This window comes from Rhizobium lentis (assembly GCF_014200175.1).
In the GTDB taxonomy this organism is placed as follows: Bacteria; Pseudomonadota; Alphaproteobacteria; order Rhizobiales; family Rhizobiaceae; genus Rhizobium; species Rhizobium mulingense.
This window is the reverse complement of the sequence record NZ_JACHBD010000004.1, coordinates 359,966-373,801: the sequence shown is the minus strand read 5'-3', so window position 1 is coordinate 373,801 and position 13,836 is coordinate 359,966. Positions and strand designations below refer to the sequence as shown.

The following is a 13,836-nucleotide window of genomic DNA, read 5'->3' as shown; positions in this document are numbered from 1 at the left end:
CATATAGGATCAAAGGAAACCTGTGTTCGATGGCCACTGAAACGACCTGCCGCCCCGCCGCCTCTCACGAAGGCAAGGTTATTGCCTTTCCCTCCGCAACCGGAACTGCCAATGTCGAGCGCTGCGCTCGGGAACTCGGCCGCCGGCATGGCGCGGAGGCGATCGAATTCTGGAAGGCCGAGTGCCGCAGGCTTGCCGATCAGCTTCTAGCCGCGGGAATGCCGGAGAGCGATGTCGGCCAGCGGGTGATGGAGTTTCAACAAGATGTCCAGATCGAACTGGTCCTCAGCCACCAGAAACAGGCCGTTGCCAAATCGCGGAAACGTTGATTCATCAGGTTGAACCCAACGCCTCTGACCTGCAATCTCATGCATCGAGCATGCGGTCCGGATCGACCTCGTCAGCATGAGGAACTTCCGCCCGGATCTGGAGTTGATGTTCTCGATTGACAGCATTGACGCTGCGGGAGCCTTCTCGAATGTCGAACAAATCTAACTTTTTCTCATCCTTCGCAACCGCCGTCGCCGAACTGTCGGGAAGGCCATTCACCTTTGTCGCAGCTCTGATGCTCGTACTCCTCTGGGCGATTTCCGGGCCTTACTTCGACTATTCCGAAACGTGGCAGCTTGTGATTAACACCACGACCACCATCATCACGTTCCTGATGGTGTTTGTGTTGCAGAACAGCCAGAATCGAGACGGAAAAGCTCTGCAGGCCAAGCTTGACGAACTCATTCTGACGAGCCAAGCCGCCAACAAATTTGTCGGCATCGAGAAGCTGGACGAGGGCGAGCTCAGAGAAATGAGCAAGGCGCTTGCAGAAAAGGCTGAAAGCGTTGAAGAGAAGGCGGACGAGAAATCTACGATAGAGGCGACAGCTGATTAAATGCGCGGCACTACGTCAGGCTCGCTTCTGTAAAACTTGGTCTTGATGCTTCTGCCGCATGCCTTCAATCTCGTCGACATCTTTCTTCTCCGCCGCGATCCAATGGTTTCCTGCCTCACTTGATCGGATCAGTTCGTCGAGCTTGGTATGGAGCGCCTTCATGTCCCGATTTTGAGAATGCTGCACTAGTAGCAAGATGAAGAATGTGATGAGTGTCCCCGCCATGTTGGTCAGCAAAAACCACTGCCGGGGGAAGGAAAAGCTCAAACCCACCGCGATCCATATAGCTGTGAATGCGATCAGCGCGGCAAGAAGCACACGATGCCCTGCCCATGCTACGGCGAGGTCGGAAATCAGTCGAAAGCTCCAGCGCATATGGCTCTCCACAGCCCGTACGAGGGAAGATGGAGCAGATCGGACTCGTTTCCATTGCTAGGCATGTCGCGATTTTTGAAATTGGCTTGTGCCGCTTCTAGCGTGACGCGTATTCTTACTCCTAGGCTCATTGCAGAGCCGAGGTATTCAAATAAGGGGCGCAGCAAAGCCAGCGCCCCCGCTTAAATTAAAGGCGGGAAGTGACGACGAGATCTTCCTCTGCGTCGCGTTGCGACCCTCCCAGAGCTGCGGCCGCAGCGGCTATGAAAGCGCCCACCAGAAGCGACAAGGACCCAAGCAATGCCGTAGTCGAGGCGGCTTTTCGTGCCTCGTCGGCAGCCTTCTGGGTGGCCACCTTGGCGTCTTCGATACGTTTCAGCACCGTATCGACCCGGGTGCGTGCATCGGCTTCGGAAAGACCGGTCCGCGCAGAGACGATTGTCGCAAGATAGGCCTTGTCGTCATCTGGAATTTGCCCTTCGGCAGCGCCATTGAGGAGGATGCGGGAGACTTCCGATGTTGCCGCAGCATCGTTGGATGTCGCTGCCGCGCGCGCCTGATCGGGACGCAGCAAGGCGTCGGTAAAATAGGCGGTGGAAAGATCCAGCGGCGAGTTTGCCGACGACGCCCCTGCCGTACCGGCGGCCGCGGCGGTTGAGCCTACCGCTGGCGCGGCCGATCCCACCGCCTGCGCACCGGCACCCGCCAGCGCTGTCAGCGACGATGCAAGGAACCCGGCGACAAAGATCGTCGCCAGAGCCCAGCTTATGAAACCATGCGCGGTGTCGCGGAAGAAAACCTCATCAGTGTGGACGGCCGCCCATTTTGTGCGCAGGCGGCCGGTAACATAGCCTCCGAGCGCCGAGGAGAGCCATTGCACCAAGACGAGCCAGATCGCCGCCGTAATGCCGAGTGTTCCGAGCGAACTGCTTTGTCCTGACCAGGGCGACACCATCGTCAGCCCAAGCCCGGATCCCAGAAGCAGAAGGATGAGGGTTACTCCGATCGCGGCGGCTGCGCCACCGAAGATGGGCCCCCATGTCATGGCTGAATTGGAGGATTCGACCGGAGCAGCAACCTCTCCGGACTCTGTCATTGAAACCGACATGACCGTTCCTATCGCATAAACAGAGCCAAAAGGATGATGATAGGCAGTGGAACGCCGAGCAGCCAAAGTAGAATACCGCGACCCATGAGAGACCTCCTGTTAAAGGCGACGTTACGTGGTTGATGCCACACAACTTTTAAGCACGGCATTTGTTCCCGGCCGGTGGGAGCGGTCGGTTTGAAGTGGGCGATTTCCTGTCAATCGCGCGGCAGCATTTGAAGGAGCAGCAGATTGCCGGAGCGGTTGCCGCATCCTTGGCATTGAAGGCGTTTGGCCAGACTGGCGAGAGACAGGTTCTGGCCGTAGCGCCGGGCAATATCCCAGCGGTCGATAAACATCTGGCGGCGACATGCGCGGCAACGGGCATAAGTGATGAACCACTCCGGTAACGTCGCCAATGTTGCCTTTTCGATTTCGACGGCATGGCGATCAGGGGGCGCGAGGCCGATACCACGACGATGTCTCATGGCCCTTCAAAACGTGTTGTCCGTTCACATGCGATGGCGCGGCTCACGACCTTATCTCGCAGGGCAAGCTGAAGTCGCAGATGATGGCAATCCAGCAGCAGCGTCGTAATGGCGGCACGGACGTCCCCTTGATGAAAAGCGACAACTGCGTCGACTTCTTCTCTCAATGTTTCTTCTGCCAATTTCTCGGCTGCCTGCGGACGCACGACCTCGATCTCCTTCAGAGCTTTCAATCCGATTTTCACCTGCCGCCTCGCCGATGTTCCTATTATGTTCTCATCGACCTCCGAGTCAAGAATGAAGGCGTTTCCGCGGACCGTTCGGTCAGCCACGGAGGCGGTGCGCGACGCAGGCACGTTCCTGTACGCTTCCGAACCGAAACAATCTCCAGAGGCTTTTGTTTGCTGCCTATCGGCAATGAAGCAGCGAGGAGGATATCCAATGCTTCTGAAAGTGATGGCAGTAACAGCAATCACGATTGGTCTGGCAACGTCGGCAATGGCGCAATCAGGTGGAGGCTCGGGGTCGGGCAGCGGCAGCGGAGCTTCAGGTTCCGGCAGCGGCACCATGTCTGGTTCGGATACTGGCGGTTCCGGCAACACCAACTCCAACGGTGCCGGCGCAAATACGACTATCGGCGCCGGTGGGACCGGTGCGACCGGCTCCGGCGGCGATCCGAACGATTGTCAGCGCCAACAGGCCGGCGGCACCGGTAACCCGGCTCCCACCTCCGGCAATAACTCGACACAGCCTGATGCGGCAAATGCTTGCCGGTGAAAGCTCGCCTCGCTTATCAACTTGCCCCGGAAGTCAGTACCGCTTCCGGGGCAGATGCGTCGGGTGCTCTAGCTGGCGATATCCTGCTGTCTTGCATAAGTTTTATAAAGGTCGGCAAGAATTTTTGCGGCTGGAGCTGACGTCCGTCGAGGCGAGCGCCTATATCTAATCGCAGAGTGACTTCAGGGGATGAGCTCGGGAAACGCTTCCACTGTTCTCGAGCGAGGCGCTCTCGCTTACCGAGCGAAGCGGCGATGGGAGAAGTAATTTATGAACAGATTTCTGGCATCTTTGACAGCCGCAACAGTTATTCTGACGGTCCTTGCTTCAGCCTGCTCGACGCCGCCAAATTCCTATGGCTCGGCATCAGGGTATCAGCCGGGCGATTCCATGAACCGCGCCTGCGACGACGGCTTCCGACCCGGCGACGGGCGTTCGTGCAGCTATTAGAGTCGGCCGCTTCAATCCGATGCCGAGCAACTCAACGCCATGTCGAACGCTCCGGCGGCATGACCGACCGACGGCAAACCTTATCACTCGATGCCCCTATGAAAAAATGTCGGTTCCTCGATGGTCAGCGGCTTGCCGAAGCGGAACCCTTATCGCTCCTCTCCGTTCCTCTATCCTAACCAACAGGAGGAATACGCATGGATTGGAACCGCGTCGAAGGTAATTGGAAGCAGATGAAAGGCAAGGTCAAGGAGCAGTGGGGCAAGCTTACGGACGACGACCTTGACGTCATCAACGGTAAGCGCGATCAGCTCGAAGGCAAGATCCAGGAGCGCTACGGCTACGAGAAAGACCGTACCCGCAAGGACATCGATGATTGGTACAATCGCCAGACCTGGTAATTTGCATCAGGGAACGGATTGGAACTCGGCACGCCCAATTTGATGGGCGTGTCATTTTCACATCTTTATCCAACAGATGCCAGCGGCAAGGCAGCAGCGCACTGCGCGCACTAGATAGGGGCGCTGACTAACCCTGCGCTTGCTCTCTCGCCTGCGCGCAGCATGAAACACCAATGGCTCGGCTCTAGCACCACCTGCGACCACACCAGCGGCGCGTCGGGCAGTCGTTCATCGGAGGTTAATGCTTATTAACCCAGAATCGCAGCTTGAAAGGATGCGCCGATGAAGATGCTTTTTTCCTCGCTTGCAGCCATTGTCTTGTCTGCATCTTTCGCCCTGCCGCTAAACGCCACGCCGATTGTCGTGCCGAAAGCGGTAGCTATGCACACCGCCGACGTCGAGCAGGTCCATTACCGTCGCCACGGTCATGTCATGCGTATGGCCACTGGAAAAAACACCGATACGCTTACCGCCACTGCCGGTATTACGGCTCGTGCTATCGTGCGCGGTATTACGGCAGTCGCGACTATTACGGCCATCGCGACTACTACCCCTATCGCCGTCGGTCAGGTGTGACCGTGTATTTCGATTTTTAGTCGGCAGTGCCACGGAAGCCAACCTTGGCGCTCTACAAGCGCGCCGCCGGACTCACCTGCCGGGCGGGGGTTCTTTTGCATTTTCGGCCGTCTTGGAAAGCGGGAAGTAAGTGCCTGCTTTCGGATCTCAACAAAAACAGCACTTATTCTAGAAATGGCTCCCCGGGCCGGATTTGGCTCCAATTTGCGGAAGCGGGGAGAATCCTTGTTTTGTAGGAGGTCTAGGCACTTTTGCGATGTTATGGCTCCCGAGATGTAGTCCAAAAAGTATGCCGAAAAGTAGCCCGATTTCAGGCGCGGGCTTCCAGCATCTTTTTCACGCGGTCAACCTGGCTGCCGCCCTTGCTTTCCTGCTTCAGCTTCGCAGCCAGGTACTCGCGTTCGCAGCGATCGAGGATCGGTTGCGCGATCGGTCCCTTGCGGTCGACCAGCTTTGCCGCGAAAAGCAGCATTTCGCCCAGCCGCTCCAGCGTAATCTCTTTTGTTGGCGTTTTCGTCCGGCTCAACGTCCTCGCCTCCATTGTTCGAAATCGCCGCGCAGGCCTTTCCAGCGGCGGGCGGCGGCCTCGTCGCTGTCGAGCTCAGTGAGCGACTGGATCCTGAGGATCGAGTGCATGCGGATCTTGATGCGCTCGAAATCGGTGGCGTCGGGGAGGGCGTGGCGCTCAATCAGGTATTGACGGAAGGCCTGGTCGTTCTTGCACTTCATCGCGCATTCGGCGGCGTAGCGCTTCGGCTTCGGCTGGCTGCCGGCGAGCTCGCGATAGGCGCGGCGGCAGCGATCGAGGAGATCGAGCGTCAGCGCCGTGGTGTCGGCCGAGGCAATGATGAAGTCGAGGAAGGGCGCCGGCGCATCGGCGGCGAAGGTGGCGACCGGCCGCGGCAGGCCATCGGCCGGGTCGCGCACCATCAGGCGCGTGGCCTCACCATCGGCCTCGGCCCACCAGTCGCGACCGACCATCTCCAGCGATAGCCGGACCTGCTCGAGCTTGCGTTTTTCTTCCTCGGTCGCCATCAGGAGATTTTCGCCTCTGCAATGGGCTTCCGAGCATCCATCATTTCGCGCGTTTCGAACATTGGATGTCCCGCGTTTGGGAAATCCTTAGCCCAATGAAGCTGTCCGACTGCATCGTAAATTTGGTCTTTGCACTCGCCGCAATACCAGGCGTATGAGCCGTGGTTATACCAGTCGGCTGGGGAGCATTGGCAGCGCGTGCGATTGCAGCTTCCGCCTTCCTTGCCTTTGTCCGGCCTGTCCGGCCCGTCATAGTCGCCGTAGGCCATCAGTCGTATCCCCACGATTTGGCGATGGCGACGAAGCGGTCATACTTTGGCCGGTCGGGATGCAATGGGCCGACAGGGCGGCCGGAGAGTTCCGAGATGGGAGTGCCTATCGGCTCGTCAGGATCGCGGCTGCTGGCTAATGAAATCGAGACATCGCCTTCGCATGGTCCGTAGCCGCTCCAATCGTACGGCGCATCATTGCCGCACTCGACGCAGAAATGACGGCGCTCGCACTGGTCATATTCATAGTCGGGATGTTCGCAGCAGTTGATGCAGATCGCAGCGCCGGGATTGTATTCATCCCAAGCGTATATTTCTTCGCGAGTGCCGCAGACCCGGCATGGCGGGTTATGGTGCCCCAGCTGGATCATGAAGCCGGGAACGTAAAAGATCGCTCCCATGCCGATCCGGACAACATCCGGCCGCCAGCGCCAATAGAGCATGCGGCGAACCTTAAGCATCGGCGCTCCCCTCCGTTGCTGCGGTTAGAGCGAGATAACGCGTGAGAAAAACGCGTTTGGCGTCTGATGGGGACAGCCCGATAATCCGGACGCCCAGCGGCGGCTCTGGCAGAATCCAGTCCTTCGGCTTGGTCCCCATAATCTGCGCGGCCTCATCGGCGAGGATCGCGTTGTCCGCGCGCTTGACGCTCGGGGGTTCGACGTAGGGAAGATCGAAAGCTCCACAGACGGCGGCCATGATGTTGGCCTCCATCTGCTTGTAGCCGTCGATGAAGCGCTTTGCCGGTCGCACAATGTCTGCGATGTAGGCCTCCGACGCGTCGTGCAGAAGCGCCCACAAAGCATCTTCTGGCGGCACGTTCTCGCTCACCAGAACGCTATGCTCGGCCACCGAATAGAAACGCTGGCAATGCCCGCCGAAGCGGCACATCATCGAAAGTGCATGGGCAATATCCTCAATGAAGATATCTTCCGGGCGCGGATCGAGCGGCCAAAATTGCCGGCCGGAGACGGTCTGCATCCAGTCTCCGCGCCGCCCTTCGGCCCCCGCCATTTGCGATGTAGGCGATGGCGGGGCGCGGCGATAGGTGATTAGCTCCCGAGCCAAATGCCCGGCATCATCCGCGCGGACTTTCGCCCACTGTTCAAGTTCATCATCCGTTACGGGCGCTCTCATGCGATCTCCCTTGCGATCTGGAACATAATCGGCTGCTGGTCGCGCGGGATGCGGTGCTGGCCGCGGGCCATCGGGTGTTTGGGAAAGCCGTCCTTCGTCAGGCCGAGGCAGACGAGGTCGACGAGCTGCTGGCGGGCGCGGGTCATCAGCCACCGGTCGCGGCCGAGATAATCGCCGCCGGCGCCCCAGGCGGCGAGCATCGGCGTGTTCTGGTGACGGGCGATGATGAAGGCGCGGTCGATGTAATCGTCGCAGCGCGGGCCGATGGAATCCTTCGCCTGCATCATTTCCTTCGGCGAGGAGGAGCGCCAGGCGTGCAGGTTGACGATCAGGATGCCGCCATAACCCCAGAGTTTGGCAAAGCCGATAAGGGCAAGCACGGTCGGGTCATTGCGGGTGTGATCGGCATCCGATGGGTTGAGCATGCAGACGACGAGGATCGGCTTGGCCGCATCCCAGACGCGGCGCAGCTCGTCGCGGTAAAGCGTGCAATCGGAGATGACGGCGGTCATCTGCATGACGGGGAAGAGGTCCAAGATCATGGCCGATCCTCCAGAAAGCAATCCACGGCTCCGCGAATGTGCCGCATGGCGTCGTTGTAGCCCTCGCGGAAGCCAGGCGGTTTGCCGTCGAAAATGTTGTCGGCCTTGGCCTGAAGCTCGGTCACCGTCCAGTGTTCGGCGCACCAGTCGGCAAACTCTTCCATCTTCAGCCGAAACAGTTCGGCGACCTGGTATTCGAGATTGATGCGCTCGCTCATCAGTTCGACCTCGCCTTGCGATAGGCCGCCGCCTCGGCGGCGTGGAACGCAACCTGTTTCGGCAGCTTCTCGATGACGACGTCAAGCGCCTCGGCGTGATACTGCGGCGGGAGCATGGTGGCGATGACGGCCGCGCAGGCCTCGGCGCAGATCGCCATGGCATCGATCTGCGTCATGACGCCCTGGCGGACGCCGTCCGCCAGCGTCGTCACGATCGTGTCCCTGAGGTTATTCTGGGCTTCCCTGCTCATATCAGCGATCCCCTGTCTCTCGTCTGGCGGCAGGCCGGGCAGAAGTGCTGCCAGGCGCCGGCGTGTTTCTCGATCAGCCAACGGGCGATCTTGGCGACCCGGACGGCCTTGTCGCGGGCGGCGCGCGGATCGGCGTCCATCACCGAGTCCATCGATGTCGGGCAGCTGTCACAGACAATGCGCGCCGTGCCGGCGACGGAATCGGCCTTCAGCATGCGTCGCTCCAGTTCCAGAGGCCCTGCAGCCCTCGCGCCGGGAGGGGCGGTTCCATCGGCGTAACGTCGAGCATCGGCCAGCCCCAGTTGAAGGTGCCATCGCGATCACTGTCATTGCCGGCTTCGTCGCCGAATTCGCGGGCGCATTCTTCTCCGGACTTCGGCTTGCCGACGGTGACGATGCAAACAACGTGCGAGAGCGGCAGGAACGACGCGACCGCGCTCTTGTGTTGCTCGAGGATCCTGTCGAGCAGCGGGATGGCGATGTCTGGCTTGAGACATGGCGTCGGATGGCGGCCGGGATTTGCAAGGTTGATACGCAGCGCCAGCACCTCGGCGCGCCGCATCGGCCGGGCGCCAGCATGGATCGCGAGGCGCTGGCCGATCAGCGATTCCGGCGGCCGCCAGCCGCGAAACTCATAGGGCTTGGCGCCGATCGCGATCAGCGACGCCCATGGCTGCCAGACGGTGAGGGCTTTCATCATCATCGCGATACGACCTCCTGCAGCGGTGCGTTGGCGAGCTCGAGGAGGATGTCAGCGTGGCAGGGCTCGCCCAGCTTGCACCAGCAGGCGAGGTTGAAGCCGCGCAGCGCCTTGGCGATATCGGCCGGCGTCGGCACGGGATCGATCAGGCGGTGATTGTGAGGGCCGGTGTTGCAGATATCTGCGCGATAGCACTCGATTGCATATTCCACCGCTTCCTGCCGCGACGCGCAACTCTTGACGATCGTGCCGCGGCCGAAGACATCCCACACCGCCGGTTTGGAAAACGGATCCTTGCTGAAGGCGTAATGGTTGCCGAAGGGCGACGTGCGGTCGACCTTAATGGCGGCAAGGCCATTGGCGGCCTCTGAAGCGGCCTGAAGGTTGAATCCTTTCGCGCGCGACAGCTGGAGGCGGACGGGCGTGGTCATTGAACATCCCCCTTGCGCGGGACATTGGGATGCCTGACGCCGCCCGTCTCCCATTCCGTCCTGATAATCACACCATCGCGAACGCGTCTGGCGAGGGCCGACGGCAGCCCCTCGACAACGGCTTCGAGCGTGTCCTGGTGACGCTCGATCGGGACGGCGCTAATGGCATAGGCGGCGAGCCGCACTGCCATTTCGCCGCAGAAAACCTCGTCGTAAGGGAGACATTCCTCGAAGACCACTTCGATGCACTTCCGGAGCGTATTCTGTGCGGCGATGATCTTGGCGATGTCCGGATGGGTTGATGCCCCGGTGGCGCGGACCTTCTCGGCTGTCAGACGGTCAGTGTCGCCACGGATCTTTGCGAAGATCCGTCGTATGTTGGCGCGGTCCTGATTGGTTAATGTCATCTTGCACCCATCGTCTCGCCGCGCTGCTGCCGCGCAGCCGCGAACATGCTGATCGGCGGCAGGCTGATCGCCATGCGGACAGTGCGGGCTGCGCCGCTCCTATCGGTCGCGGTGGCGTTGATGCCGATGACGATCTTGTCTTCACGGATGTCGAGATCCGGAATCTCAGGAATGAGATTGTGAGTGCGGCAGAAGCACCAGGCGCAGCCGACGGTCCTGCCATAGTGGCGGTCGATATCGGAGAAACTCATGCCGCTGCGCAGCAGCTGCCTCACCTCCTCGACCTGGAACGGCCGTCGCTCGCCCGCCTCCTTCGCGGTCGCATCCGCAAGCCCGAGATCGGCCAGCTTCTGCGAAAGCGTCGTGCGGTGCACCTGGTAGCGCGCGGCGATCTCGGCCCGGGTCAGGCCCTCGGCCACCAGCTGACGCAGGACATCGTCATTCGGCAGTTTTCTCGGTTTCGTCATTCTGCGTCCTCCTTGGTGAAATGGGCGGGAAGGGGCGGGTAGCCGTTGTGCTCGACGCCTGCGAGCTTCCGGCCGGCGCGGGATTTGGTAACGCGGAACATGCCGATCGGCTCGCGCATGCCGTCGCAGCTGGGCTTGGCCTGGCGGCCGTCGACGTCGAGCCAGATGGCGTCGTTCGTCGCCATGCTGCTGTCGTGATGGCCGTTCTCGGCGCTTGCGACGATCCAGTTGCCCCATTGCTTGAACAGGAAGGGCGTATCGGAGATCGCGCACTGGTCGCGCAAATCGTATGCCCAATGAGGATGCATCGGCCGGCAGCCGCCGCCACTTTCGCCACCGCCTACCATCCAGCCGATGCGCTGGATTTCCTCGCACTCAGTGAACTGGTGGCAGTTGCAGCAGGTGACGTCGTAGTCTCCGGTATCGGCGATTGCACTGACGCGCTGAAGCTCGGAAGAGCCTATCCAGCCGCAATGCTCGCACTTCGTCATGAAGTATTCCGGGGCGATAAATTCATGCCCCTGCGGGCTACGCGCGCGCCGGCCGGACGGGAGCCAGCGCTTCCAGTCGATCGCCCCGAGCGATGGCTCGTTCGATACCCAGAGCAGAGCGGCCGGGATTTCATGAAGGGTTGGCAGGCGCTCATCGGCGCGTTTCTGATCCTCAACCGAGACGCCGAGCCAGACGTTCTGAAGCGGCAAGTGGGGCCAAATGCCCGGCGAAGGAACTGGCTCGGGCAGGTCGAGCTGGGCGGCGGAAATCTTGTATTGGCGCATAGGCGTCTTGAGATAATCCCGCATCCGCTCCGGCCGCTTGGTCAGCACCTGGAAGATATGCTGGGGCGCCAGCGCCATGATGGCGAAGACCTTGTCGATCCATTCATCGGGCACGCCTTCGGCGAAGAGATCGCCATGGGCGCAGACGAAAATCATGCGCGGGCGCGACCAGATGAGCGGCTGGGCGAGCCACTGCTCATTGAAGCGCACCTCGCCGGTCCAGACCGGGCCGGCCTTGCTGTCCTTCGTCAGTCCGGCGCGGCTCGGGTGATGCTGCAGGCGCGTGCCGGCGAGCTTCATGGCGTAGCAGTTGGTGCAGCCGGGGGAGACGATGGCGCAGCCGGTGATCGGGTTCCAGGTGGCGTCGGTCCATTCGATCTTGGTACCGTCAGACACGGGCGCGCTCCTGCTTGTTCTCCTCACGGTACTGCGCGAGCAGGCGATCGCCGGCGGCGCTGTCGATCTGATCGAGTTTGCGCAGTGCCCAGTTAAGGCCGTTCGCGAAGCCGCGAGCTTCGGCGCGCTGGTGATCAGCTATCTGGCGGCTTGACGCTGCGATTTGCCTGTCTTCGATGACAGTGGTCACCGTGACGGCGAAGGCGCCGCGCGACTTCGGCTCGGCTGAGCAGTATTGCACCATGCCGGGCTCACCGCTGACCGGTACGGTCCGCCACCATTCGTGCCGGATGCTTGCGGTCTCGAGAACGTAGCGCTCGTCATATCGTTCGTCCGCGCTGGTGTAGTAGTTTGCGGCCTCTCTGAAATGATGCAGCGCGTAGTGGCCTCGCGCCCAATATCCCATCAGGCCGCCGTCGAGGTCCCGAAGCTCTTCGATCTGAATGCCGTGGGTTCGCTCTTCAGCCCATTTGAAAGCGGCGAGATGAAGGTATTCCGTCAGTTCCTCAGATGTGATCAGGCACATTCCGGGGCGATCGGCTGAGGCGCGGCCTTCCTTGCCGGTCAGTTCTTGCCAGAGGCGAGCGGAGAGTGTCTCAGACATCGGTGAGGCCCTCCGGCGCGGTGTCGCCGTAACGATAGGTATCGATTTTGCCGGCCGTCGGCTCGTCGGTTTCCAGATCCACGACAGGCGAGCCCTCAAGGCAGGCGGCGTGGCAGATGCCGAGTTCGATATCGGTGGCGCAGATATCGTCGGCGACGATCGGCTTGGCGCAGATGTCGCAGTGACCGTGCCCGGCATCCGCCTCGAGCATGGTCTGCCAGCGGCGGAAGCCGTCGAGCTTGCGCTCGAAGCGCACCTGGTCGAACTCGTCGCCGATCAGATCGCGCAGCCACTGGGTGGCGGCCAGCACGTCGGCGATCTCGTCGAACAGCGCCTTGCGGTTCGGCTTGCCGGAAACCGGCTCACTGCCCTCAAGACCTTGAATGGTGCAGCGAAAAAGGATGGTGGCGAGCTCGCCGGCTTCCTCGCCTACCTTGCCGAGCGCCTGGTGGATAAGAATGTCTGGCTCGGGTTTCCAGAGGGTGATGTCGGACGGGGAGAGGTGACAAGCCTCTCCCCTAACCGTCTCTCCGGTTATGGTACGGTTTCCCGGCGACGGCTTGTTGGTCCGGCGGAGATCACCTGGCTTGAAGCCATCCGTGATCTGATCGCCATCATGGAGAAGAGTGATCGACGGCTGCAGGATGCGGCCGTGAATGCGCTGGAACTCGATGCCGATGACCGTGCCTTCGAAACGATCATGGTCCGCGCATTGGTCAGCGACCACCGAATCGCCGATGCGAAACTTGTTGAGATCGTCGATGTCGACGAGTTTATTCTCCGGAGTGAGCATCACCCATTCCCCTTGACGCGTTTGACCTTCTTGATGATGCCGTCGTGCTGGTCGCCGGCGCGTTTGCCGGCCGCCGCGGCGTCGCTGGCCGTGATGTCGAGCTTGGTGCCGTCCTCGAAATGGACGCGGAAGAGGGTGTCAGCCATCGGCGCGACCGCCTTCCGGCAGGTAGCCGGCGTGGACGTTGATGGCGAGCAGCAGCAGCTCGGCGATATCGGTCACCTCGGCGTCGGGCCGCTCGCGGTTCATGTCGACGACGAAGACCGGGTTGCCGTCGGCGCCGACGATCGTGCCGCAATGCGTGGCGTCGTGGCGCAGCGGCATGCGGACATGGAGGAGGGAAAGCGCGGCCGAGAAGAGCGTCGAGGGATCGGCGCCGGCGGCGGGCTGGCGGGCGAGGGCGCTAGTTGCCATGGTGGCTTCCCTCCCGCTCGGCGATCGCCTTGGCCGCGATATTGCGCAGCGGCCGGTCGTCGTTGCGGTTGCCCCTGGCGTCGATGACGGCGATCAGGGCGTGGCAGAGGCTGGTGATGACCTCGTCGCTGACGAGCTCGGCGACATCGCCGCCGCGCTCGAGCAGGATGATGTTGGCGGCATTGAGCTCGAGATTGGCCGAGGCCAGGTTTTCCATGGCGTTTGCCACATAGGCGTGGGCCTTCGCCTCCGTCTCGGCATCGACCAGGTCGGCGATATCGCAGACGAGGTGCAGCGCCGGGCGCGCGTGATCGGATGCGAGGGGGCGGGCGGGAAAATGCACGATCTCGGCCATG

The 13,836-nt window shown here is 61.2% G+C and carries 28 protein-coding genes and 1 pseudogene; 6 read left to right on the top strand and 23 right to left on the bottom strand.

Going from position 1 to position 13,836, the window contains the following annotated elements:
- Nucleotides 1-29 precede the first annotated feature (29 nt).
- Both GGI60_RS12640 and GGI60_RS12635 read left to right on the top strand, forming a co-directional pair.
- Complete coding sequence (locus GGI60_RS12640; protein WP_183916140.1) at nt 30-329, top strand: DUF6074 family protein; 300 nt, start codon at nt 30-32, stop codon at nt 327-329.
- A 149-nt stretch (nt 330-478) separates the two neighbouring features.
- Nucleotides 479-886, top strand: a complete 408-nt coding sequence (locus GGI60_RS12635) for a low affinity iron permease family protein (protein ID WP_183916138.1) — start codon at nt 479-481, stop codon at nt 884-886.
- 15 nt (nt 887-901) lie between these two features.
- Here the strand turns inward: GGI60_RS12635 and GGI60_RS12630 are convergent, their stop codons facing one another.
- The 4 genes from GGI60_RS12630 to GGI60_RS31985 all read right to left on the bottom strand — a co-directional run bounded on the left by GGI60_RS12630 (nt 902) and on the right by GGI60_RS31985 (nt 3,405).
- Nucleotides 902-1,261, bottom strand: coding sequence for a low affinity iron permease family protein (locus tag GGI60_RS12630; protein WP_183916136.1), 360 nt, complete (start codon nt 1,259-1,261; stop codon nt 902-904).
- 187 nt (nt 1,262-1,448) lie between these two features.
- The gene (locus GGI60_RS12625) at nt 1,449-2,369 is read right to left on the bottom strand and encodes a hypothetical protein (RefSeq protein WP_183916134.1); all 921 of its coding nucleotides are present in this window, start codon (nt 2,367-2,369) and stop codon (nt 1,449-1,451) included.
- Nucleotides 2,370-2,566: 197 nt separating this feature from the next.
- Entirely contained in the window at nt 2,567-2,836 is a 270-nt protein-coding gene (locus GGI60_RS12620; RefSeq protein ID WP_183916132.1) for a hypothetical protein, read from the bottom strand.
- On the bottom strand, nt 2,833-3,405 hold the full coding sequence (locus tag GGI60_RS31985; protein ID WP_246720378.1) for a hypothetical protein: 573 nt from the start codon (nt 3,403-3,405) through the stop codon (nt 2,833-2,835). The genes GGI60_RS12620 and GGI60_RS31985 overlap by 4 nt, the downstream gene beginning before the upstream one ends.
- Here GGI60_RS31985 and GGI60_RS31980 point away from each other — a divergent pair.
- The 4 genes and pseudogenes from GGI60_RS31980 (at nt 3,404) to GGI60_RS12600 (ending at nt 5,060) form a co-directional block, all read left to right on the top strand.
- Nucleotides 3,404-3,613 (top strand): hypothetical protein, encoded by a 210-nt coding sequence (locus tag GGI60_RS31980; protein ID WP_246720377.1) that lies wholly within the window; start codon nt 3,404-3,406, stop codon nt 3,611-3,613. The two genes, GGI60_RS31985 and GGI60_RS31980, sit on opposite strands and share 2 nt — an antisense overlap.
- Nucleotides 3,614-3,883: 270 nt before the next feature.
- On the top strand, nt 3,884-4,063 hold the full coding sequence (locus GGI60_RS31975) for a hypothetical protein (protein ID WP_246720376.1): 180 nt from the start codon (nt 3,884-3,886) through the stop codon (nt 4,061-4,063).
- Nucleotides 4,064-4,260: 197 nt separating this feature from the next.
- Entirely contained in the window at nt 4,261-4,464 is a 204-nt protein-coding gene (locus GGI60_RS12605) for a CsbD family protein (protein ID WP_011425094.1), read from the top strand.
- 282 nt (nt 4,465-4,746) lie between these two features.
- Nucleotides 4,747-5,060 (top strand): annotated as a pseudogene (locus tag GGI60_RS12600) (hypothetical protein).
- 290 nt (nt 5,061-5,350) lie between these two features.
- On the opposite strand, the gene GGI60_RS12595 reads toward GGI60_RS12600, so the two are convergent.
- From GGI60_RS12595 to GGI60_RS12505, 19 genes are read right to left on the bottom strand one after another with little or no spacing between them, the layout of a single operon-like run.
- Nucleotides 5,351-5,581 carry a hypothetical protein gene (locus GGI60_RS12595; protein WP_183916128.1) on the bottom strand — a complete coding sequence of 77 codons (231 nt, stop codon included), beginning with the start codon at nt 5,579-5,581 and terminating at the stop codon, nt 5,351-5,353.
- The gene (locus GGI60_RS12590; protein WP_183916126.1) at nt 5,563-6,075 is read right to left on the bottom strand and encodes a hypothetical protein; all 513 of its coding nucleotides are present in this window, start codon (nt 6,073-6,075) and stop codon (nt 5,563-5,565) included. Before GGI60_RS12590 ends, GGI60_RS12595 begins: the two co-directional genes overlap by 19 nt.
- A complete protein-coding gene (locus GGI60_RS12585; RefSeq protein ID WP_183916125.1) occupies nt 6,075-6,344 on the bottom strand; it encodes a hypothetical protein in 270 nt (89 codons plus the stop codon). The genes GGI60_RS12590 and GGI60_RS12585 overlap by 1 nt, the downstream gene beginning before the upstream one ends.
- A complete protein-coding gene (locus GGI60_RS12580) occupies nt 6,344-6,787 on the bottom strand; it encodes a hypothetical protein (protein ID WP_183916123.1) in 444 nt (147 codons plus the stop codon). The genes GGI60_RS12585 and GGI60_RS12580 overlap by 1 nt, the downstream gene beginning before the upstream one ends.
- A 10-nt stretch (nt 6,788-6,797) precedes the next feature.
- Nucleotides 6,798-7,481, bottom strand: a complete 684-nt coding sequence (locus tag GGI60_RS12575) for a phosphohydrolase (protein ID WP_246720375.1) — start codon at nt 7,479-7,481, stop codon at nt 6,798-6,800.
- Nucleotides 7,478-8,023: a DUF1643 domain-containing protein gene (locus GGI60_RS12570; RefSeq protein ID WP_183916121.1), complete on the bottom strand. Its 546-nt coding sequence runs from the start codon at nt 8,021-8,023 to the stop codon at nt 7,478-7,480. Before GGI60_RS12570 ends, GGI60_RS12575 begins: the two co-directional genes overlap by 4 nt.
- The gene (locus GGI60_RS12565) at nt 8,020-8,241 is read right to left on the bottom strand and encodes a hypothetical protein (protein ID WP_183916119.1); all 222 of its coding nucleotides are present in this window, start codon (nt 8,239-8,241) and stop codon (nt 8,020-8,022) included. Before GGI60_RS12565 ends, GGI60_RS12570 begins: the two co-directional genes overlap by 4 nt.
- Nucleotides 8,241-8,492 carry a hypothetical protein gene (locus GGI60_RS12560; RefSeq protein WP_183916117.1) on the bottom strand — a complete coding sequence of 84 codons (252 nt, stop codon included), beginning with the start codon at nt 8,490-8,492 and terminating at the stop codon, nt 8,241-8,243. Before GGI60_RS12560 ends, GGI60_RS12565 begins: the two co-directional genes overlap by 1 nt.
- Complete coding sequence (locus tag GGI60_RS12555) at nt 8,489-8,707, bottom strand: hypothetical protein (protein ID WP_183916115.1); 219 nt, start codon at nt 8,705-8,707, stop codon at nt 8,489-8,491. Before GGI60_RS12555 ends, GGI60_RS12560 begins: the two co-directional genes overlap by 4 nt.
- Nucleotides 8,701-9,195: a hypothetical protein gene (locus GGI60_RS12550; RefSeq protein WP_183916113.1), complete on the bottom strand. Its 495-nt coding sequence runs from the start codon at nt 9,193-9,195 to the stop codon at nt 8,701-8,703. Before GGI60_RS12550 ends, GGI60_RS12555 begins: the two co-directional genes overlap by 7 nt.
- Entirely contained in the window at nt 9,192-9,623 is a 432-nt protein-coding gene (locus GGI60_RS12545; protein WP_183916111.1) for a DUF4326 domain-containing protein, read from the bottom strand. Before GGI60_RS12545 ends, GGI60_RS12550 begins: the two co-directional genes overlap by 4 nt.
- Nucleotides 9,620-10,030, bottom strand: coding sequence for a hypothetical protein (locus GGI60_RS12540; protein ID WP_183916109.1), 411 nt, complete (start codon nt 10,028-10,030; stop codon nt 9,620-9,622). Before GGI60_RS12540 ends, GGI60_RS12545 begins: the two co-directional genes overlap by 4 nt.
- Entirely contained in the window at nt 10,027-10,497 is a 471-nt protein-coding gene (locus GGI60_RS12535) for a hypothetical protein (protein ID WP_183916107.1), read from the bottom strand. The genes GGI60_RS12540 and GGI60_RS12535 overlap by 4 nt, the downstream gene beginning before the upstream one ends.
- Entirely contained in the window at nt 10,494-11,669 is a 1,176-nt protein-coding gene (locus tag GGI60_RS12530; protein WP_183916105.1) for a phage Gp37/Gp68 family protein, read from the bottom strand. The genes GGI60_RS12535 and GGI60_RS12530 overlap by 4 nt, the downstream gene beginning before the upstream one ends.
- Entirely contained in the window at nt 11,662-12,273 is a 612-nt protein-coding gene (locus GGI60_RS31970) for a hypothetical protein (protein ID WP_183916103.1), read from the bottom strand. The genes GGI60_RS12530 and GGI60_RS31970 overlap by 8 nt, the downstream gene beginning before the upstream one ends.
- Nucleotides 12,266-13,066 carry a hypothetical protein gene (locus GGI60_RS31965; RefSeq protein ID WP_246720374.1) on the bottom strand — a complete coding sequence of 267 codons (801 nt, stop codon included), beginning with the start codon at nt 13,064-13,066 and terminating at the stop codon, nt 12,266-12,268. Before GGI60_RS31965 ends, GGI60_RS31970 begins: the two co-directional genes overlap by 8 nt.
- Nucleotides 13,066-13,212: a hypothetical protein gene (locus GGI60_RS12515; RefSeq protein WP_183916101.1), complete on the bottom strand. Its 147-nt coding sequence runs from the start codon at nt 13,210-13,212 to the stop codon at nt 13,066-13,068. Before GGI60_RS12515 ends, GGI60_RS31965 begins: the two co-directional genes overlap by 1 nt.
- On the bottom strand, nt 13,205-13,480 hold the full coding sequence (locus GGI60_RS12510; RefSeq protein WP_183916099.1) for a hypothetical protein: 276 nt from the start codon (nt 13,478-13,480) through the stop codon (nt 13,205-13,207). The genes GGI60_RS12515 and GGI60_RS12510 overlap by 8 nt, the downstream gene beginning before the upstream one ends.
- Nucleotides 13,470-13,835 carry a hypothetical protein gene (locus GGI60_RS12505; RefSeq protein ID WP_183916097.1) on the bottom strand — a complete coding sequence of 122 codons (366 nt, stop codon included), beginning with the start codon at nt 13,833-13,835 and terminating at the stop codon, nt 13,470-13,472. The genes GGI60_RS12510 and GGI60_RS12505 overlap by 11 nt, the downstream gene beginning before the upstream one ends.
- Nucleotide 13,836: the final 1 nt, after the last annotated feature.

Bases quoted from the DNA above. Each gene is read 5' to 3' on its own strand.
- GGI60_RS12570 (WP_183916121.1), bottom strand. From the start codon at position 8,023: ATGATCTTGGACCTCTTCCCCGTCATGCAGATGACCGCCGTCATCTCC.
- GGI60_RS12625 (WP_183916134.1), bottom strand. From the start codon at position 2,369: ATGTCGGTTTCAATGACAGAGTCCGGAGAGGTTGCTGCTCCGGTCGAA.
- GGI60_RS12590 (WP_183916126.1), bottom strand. From the start codon at position 6,075: ATGGCGACCGAGGAAGAAAAACGCAAGCTCGAGCAGGTCCGGCTATCG.
- GGI60_RS12595 (WP_183916128.1), bottom strand. From the start codon at position 5,581: ATGGAGGCGAGGACGTTGAGCCGGACGAAAACGCCAACAAAAGAGATT.
- GGI60_RS12535 (WP_183916107.1), bottom strand. From the start codon at position 10,497: ATGACGAAACCGAGAAAACTGCCGAATGACGATGTCCTGCGTCAGCTG.
- GGI60_RS12510 (WP_183916099.1), bottom strand. From the start codon at position 13,480: ATGGCAACTAGCGCCCTCGCCCGCCAGCCCGCCGCCGGCGCCGATCCC.
- GGI60_RS12620 (WP_183916132.1), bottom strand. From the start codon at position 2,836: ATGAGACATCGTCGTGGTATCGGCCTCGCGCCCCCTGATCGCCATGCC.
- GGI60_RS12550 (WP_183916113.1), bottom strand. From the start codon at position 9,195: ATGATGATGAAAGCCCTCACCGTCTGGCAGCCATGGGCGTCGCTGATC.
- GGI60_RS12560 (WP_183916117.1), bottom strand. From the start codon at position 8,492: ATGAGCAGGGAAGCCCAGAATAACCTCAGGGACACGATCGTGACGACG.
- GGI60_RS31975 (WP_246720376.1), top strand. From the start codon at position 3,884: ATGAACAGATTTCTGGCATCTTTGACAGCCGCAACAGTTATTCTGACG.
- GGI60_RS31985 (WP_246720378.1), bottom strand. From the start codon at position 3,405: ATGGTGCCGCTGCCGGAACCTGAAGCTCCGCTGCCGCTGCCCGACCCC.
- GGI60_RS12515 (WP_183916101.1), bottom strand. From the start codon at position 13,212: ATGGCTGACACCCTCTTCCGCGTCCATTTCGAGGACGGCACCAAGCTC.
- GGI60_RS12575 (WP_246720375.1), bottom strand. From the start codon at position 7,481: ATGAGAGCGCCCGTAACGGATGATGAACTTGAACAGTGGGCGAAAGTC.
- GGI60_RS12635 (WP_183916138.1), top strand. From the start codon at position 479: ATGTCGAACAAATCTAACTTTTTCTCATCCTTCGCAACCGCCGTCGCC.
- GGI60_RS12555 (WP_183916115.1), bottom strand. From the start codon at position 8,707: ATGCTGAAGGCCGATTCCGTCGCCGGCACGGCGCGCATTGTCTGTGAC.
- GGI60_RS12640 (WP_183916140.1), top strand. From the start codon at position 30: ATGGCCACTGAAACGACCTGCCGCCCCGCCGCCTCTCACGAAGGCAAG.
- GGI60_RS31980 (WP_246720377.1), top strand. From the start codon at position 3,404: ATGTCTGGTTCGGATACTGGCGGTTCCGGCAACACCAACTCCAACGGT.
- GGI60_RS12565 (WP_183916119.1), bottom strand. From the start codon at position 8,241: ATGAGCGAGCGCATCAATCTCGAATACCAGGTCGCCGAACTGTTTCGG.
- GGI60_RS31970 (WP_183916103.1), bottom strand. From the start codon at position 12,273: ATGTCTGAGACACTCTCCGCTCGCCTCTGGCAAGAACTGACCGGCAAG.
- GGI60_RS31965 (WP_246720374.1), bottom strand. From the start codon at position 13,066: ATGCTCACTCCGGAGAATAAACTCGTCGACATCGACGATCTCAACAAG.
- GGI60_RS12545 (WP_183916111.1), bottom strand. From the start codon at position 9,623: ATGACCACGCCCGTCCGCCTCCAGCTGTCGCGCGCGAAAGGATTCAAC.
- GGI60_RS12580 (WP_183916123.1), bottom strand. From the start codon at position 6,787: ATGCTCTATTGGCGCTGGCGGCCGGATGTTGTCCGGATCGGCATGGGA.
- GGI60_RS12540 (WP_183916109.1), bottom strand. From the start codon at position 10,030: ATGACATTAACCAATCAGGACCGCGCCAACATACGACGGATCTTCGCA.
- GGI60_RS12585 (WP_183916125.1), bottom strand. From the start codon at position 6,344: ATGGCCTACGGCGACTATGACGGGCCGGACAGGCCGGACAAAGGCAAG.
- GGI60_RS12605 (WP_011425094.1), top strand. From the start codon at position 4,261: ATGGATTGGAACCGCGTCGAAGGTAATTGGAAGCAGATGAAAGGCAAG.
- GGI60_RS12505 (WP_183916097.1), bottom strand. From the start codon at position 13,835: ATGGCCGAGATCGTGCATTTTCCCGCCCGCCCCCTCGCATCCGATCAC.
- GGI60_RS12630 (WP_183916136.1), bottom strand. From the start codon at position 1,261: ATGCGCTGGAGCTTTCGACTGATTTCCGACCTCGCCGTAGCATGGGCA.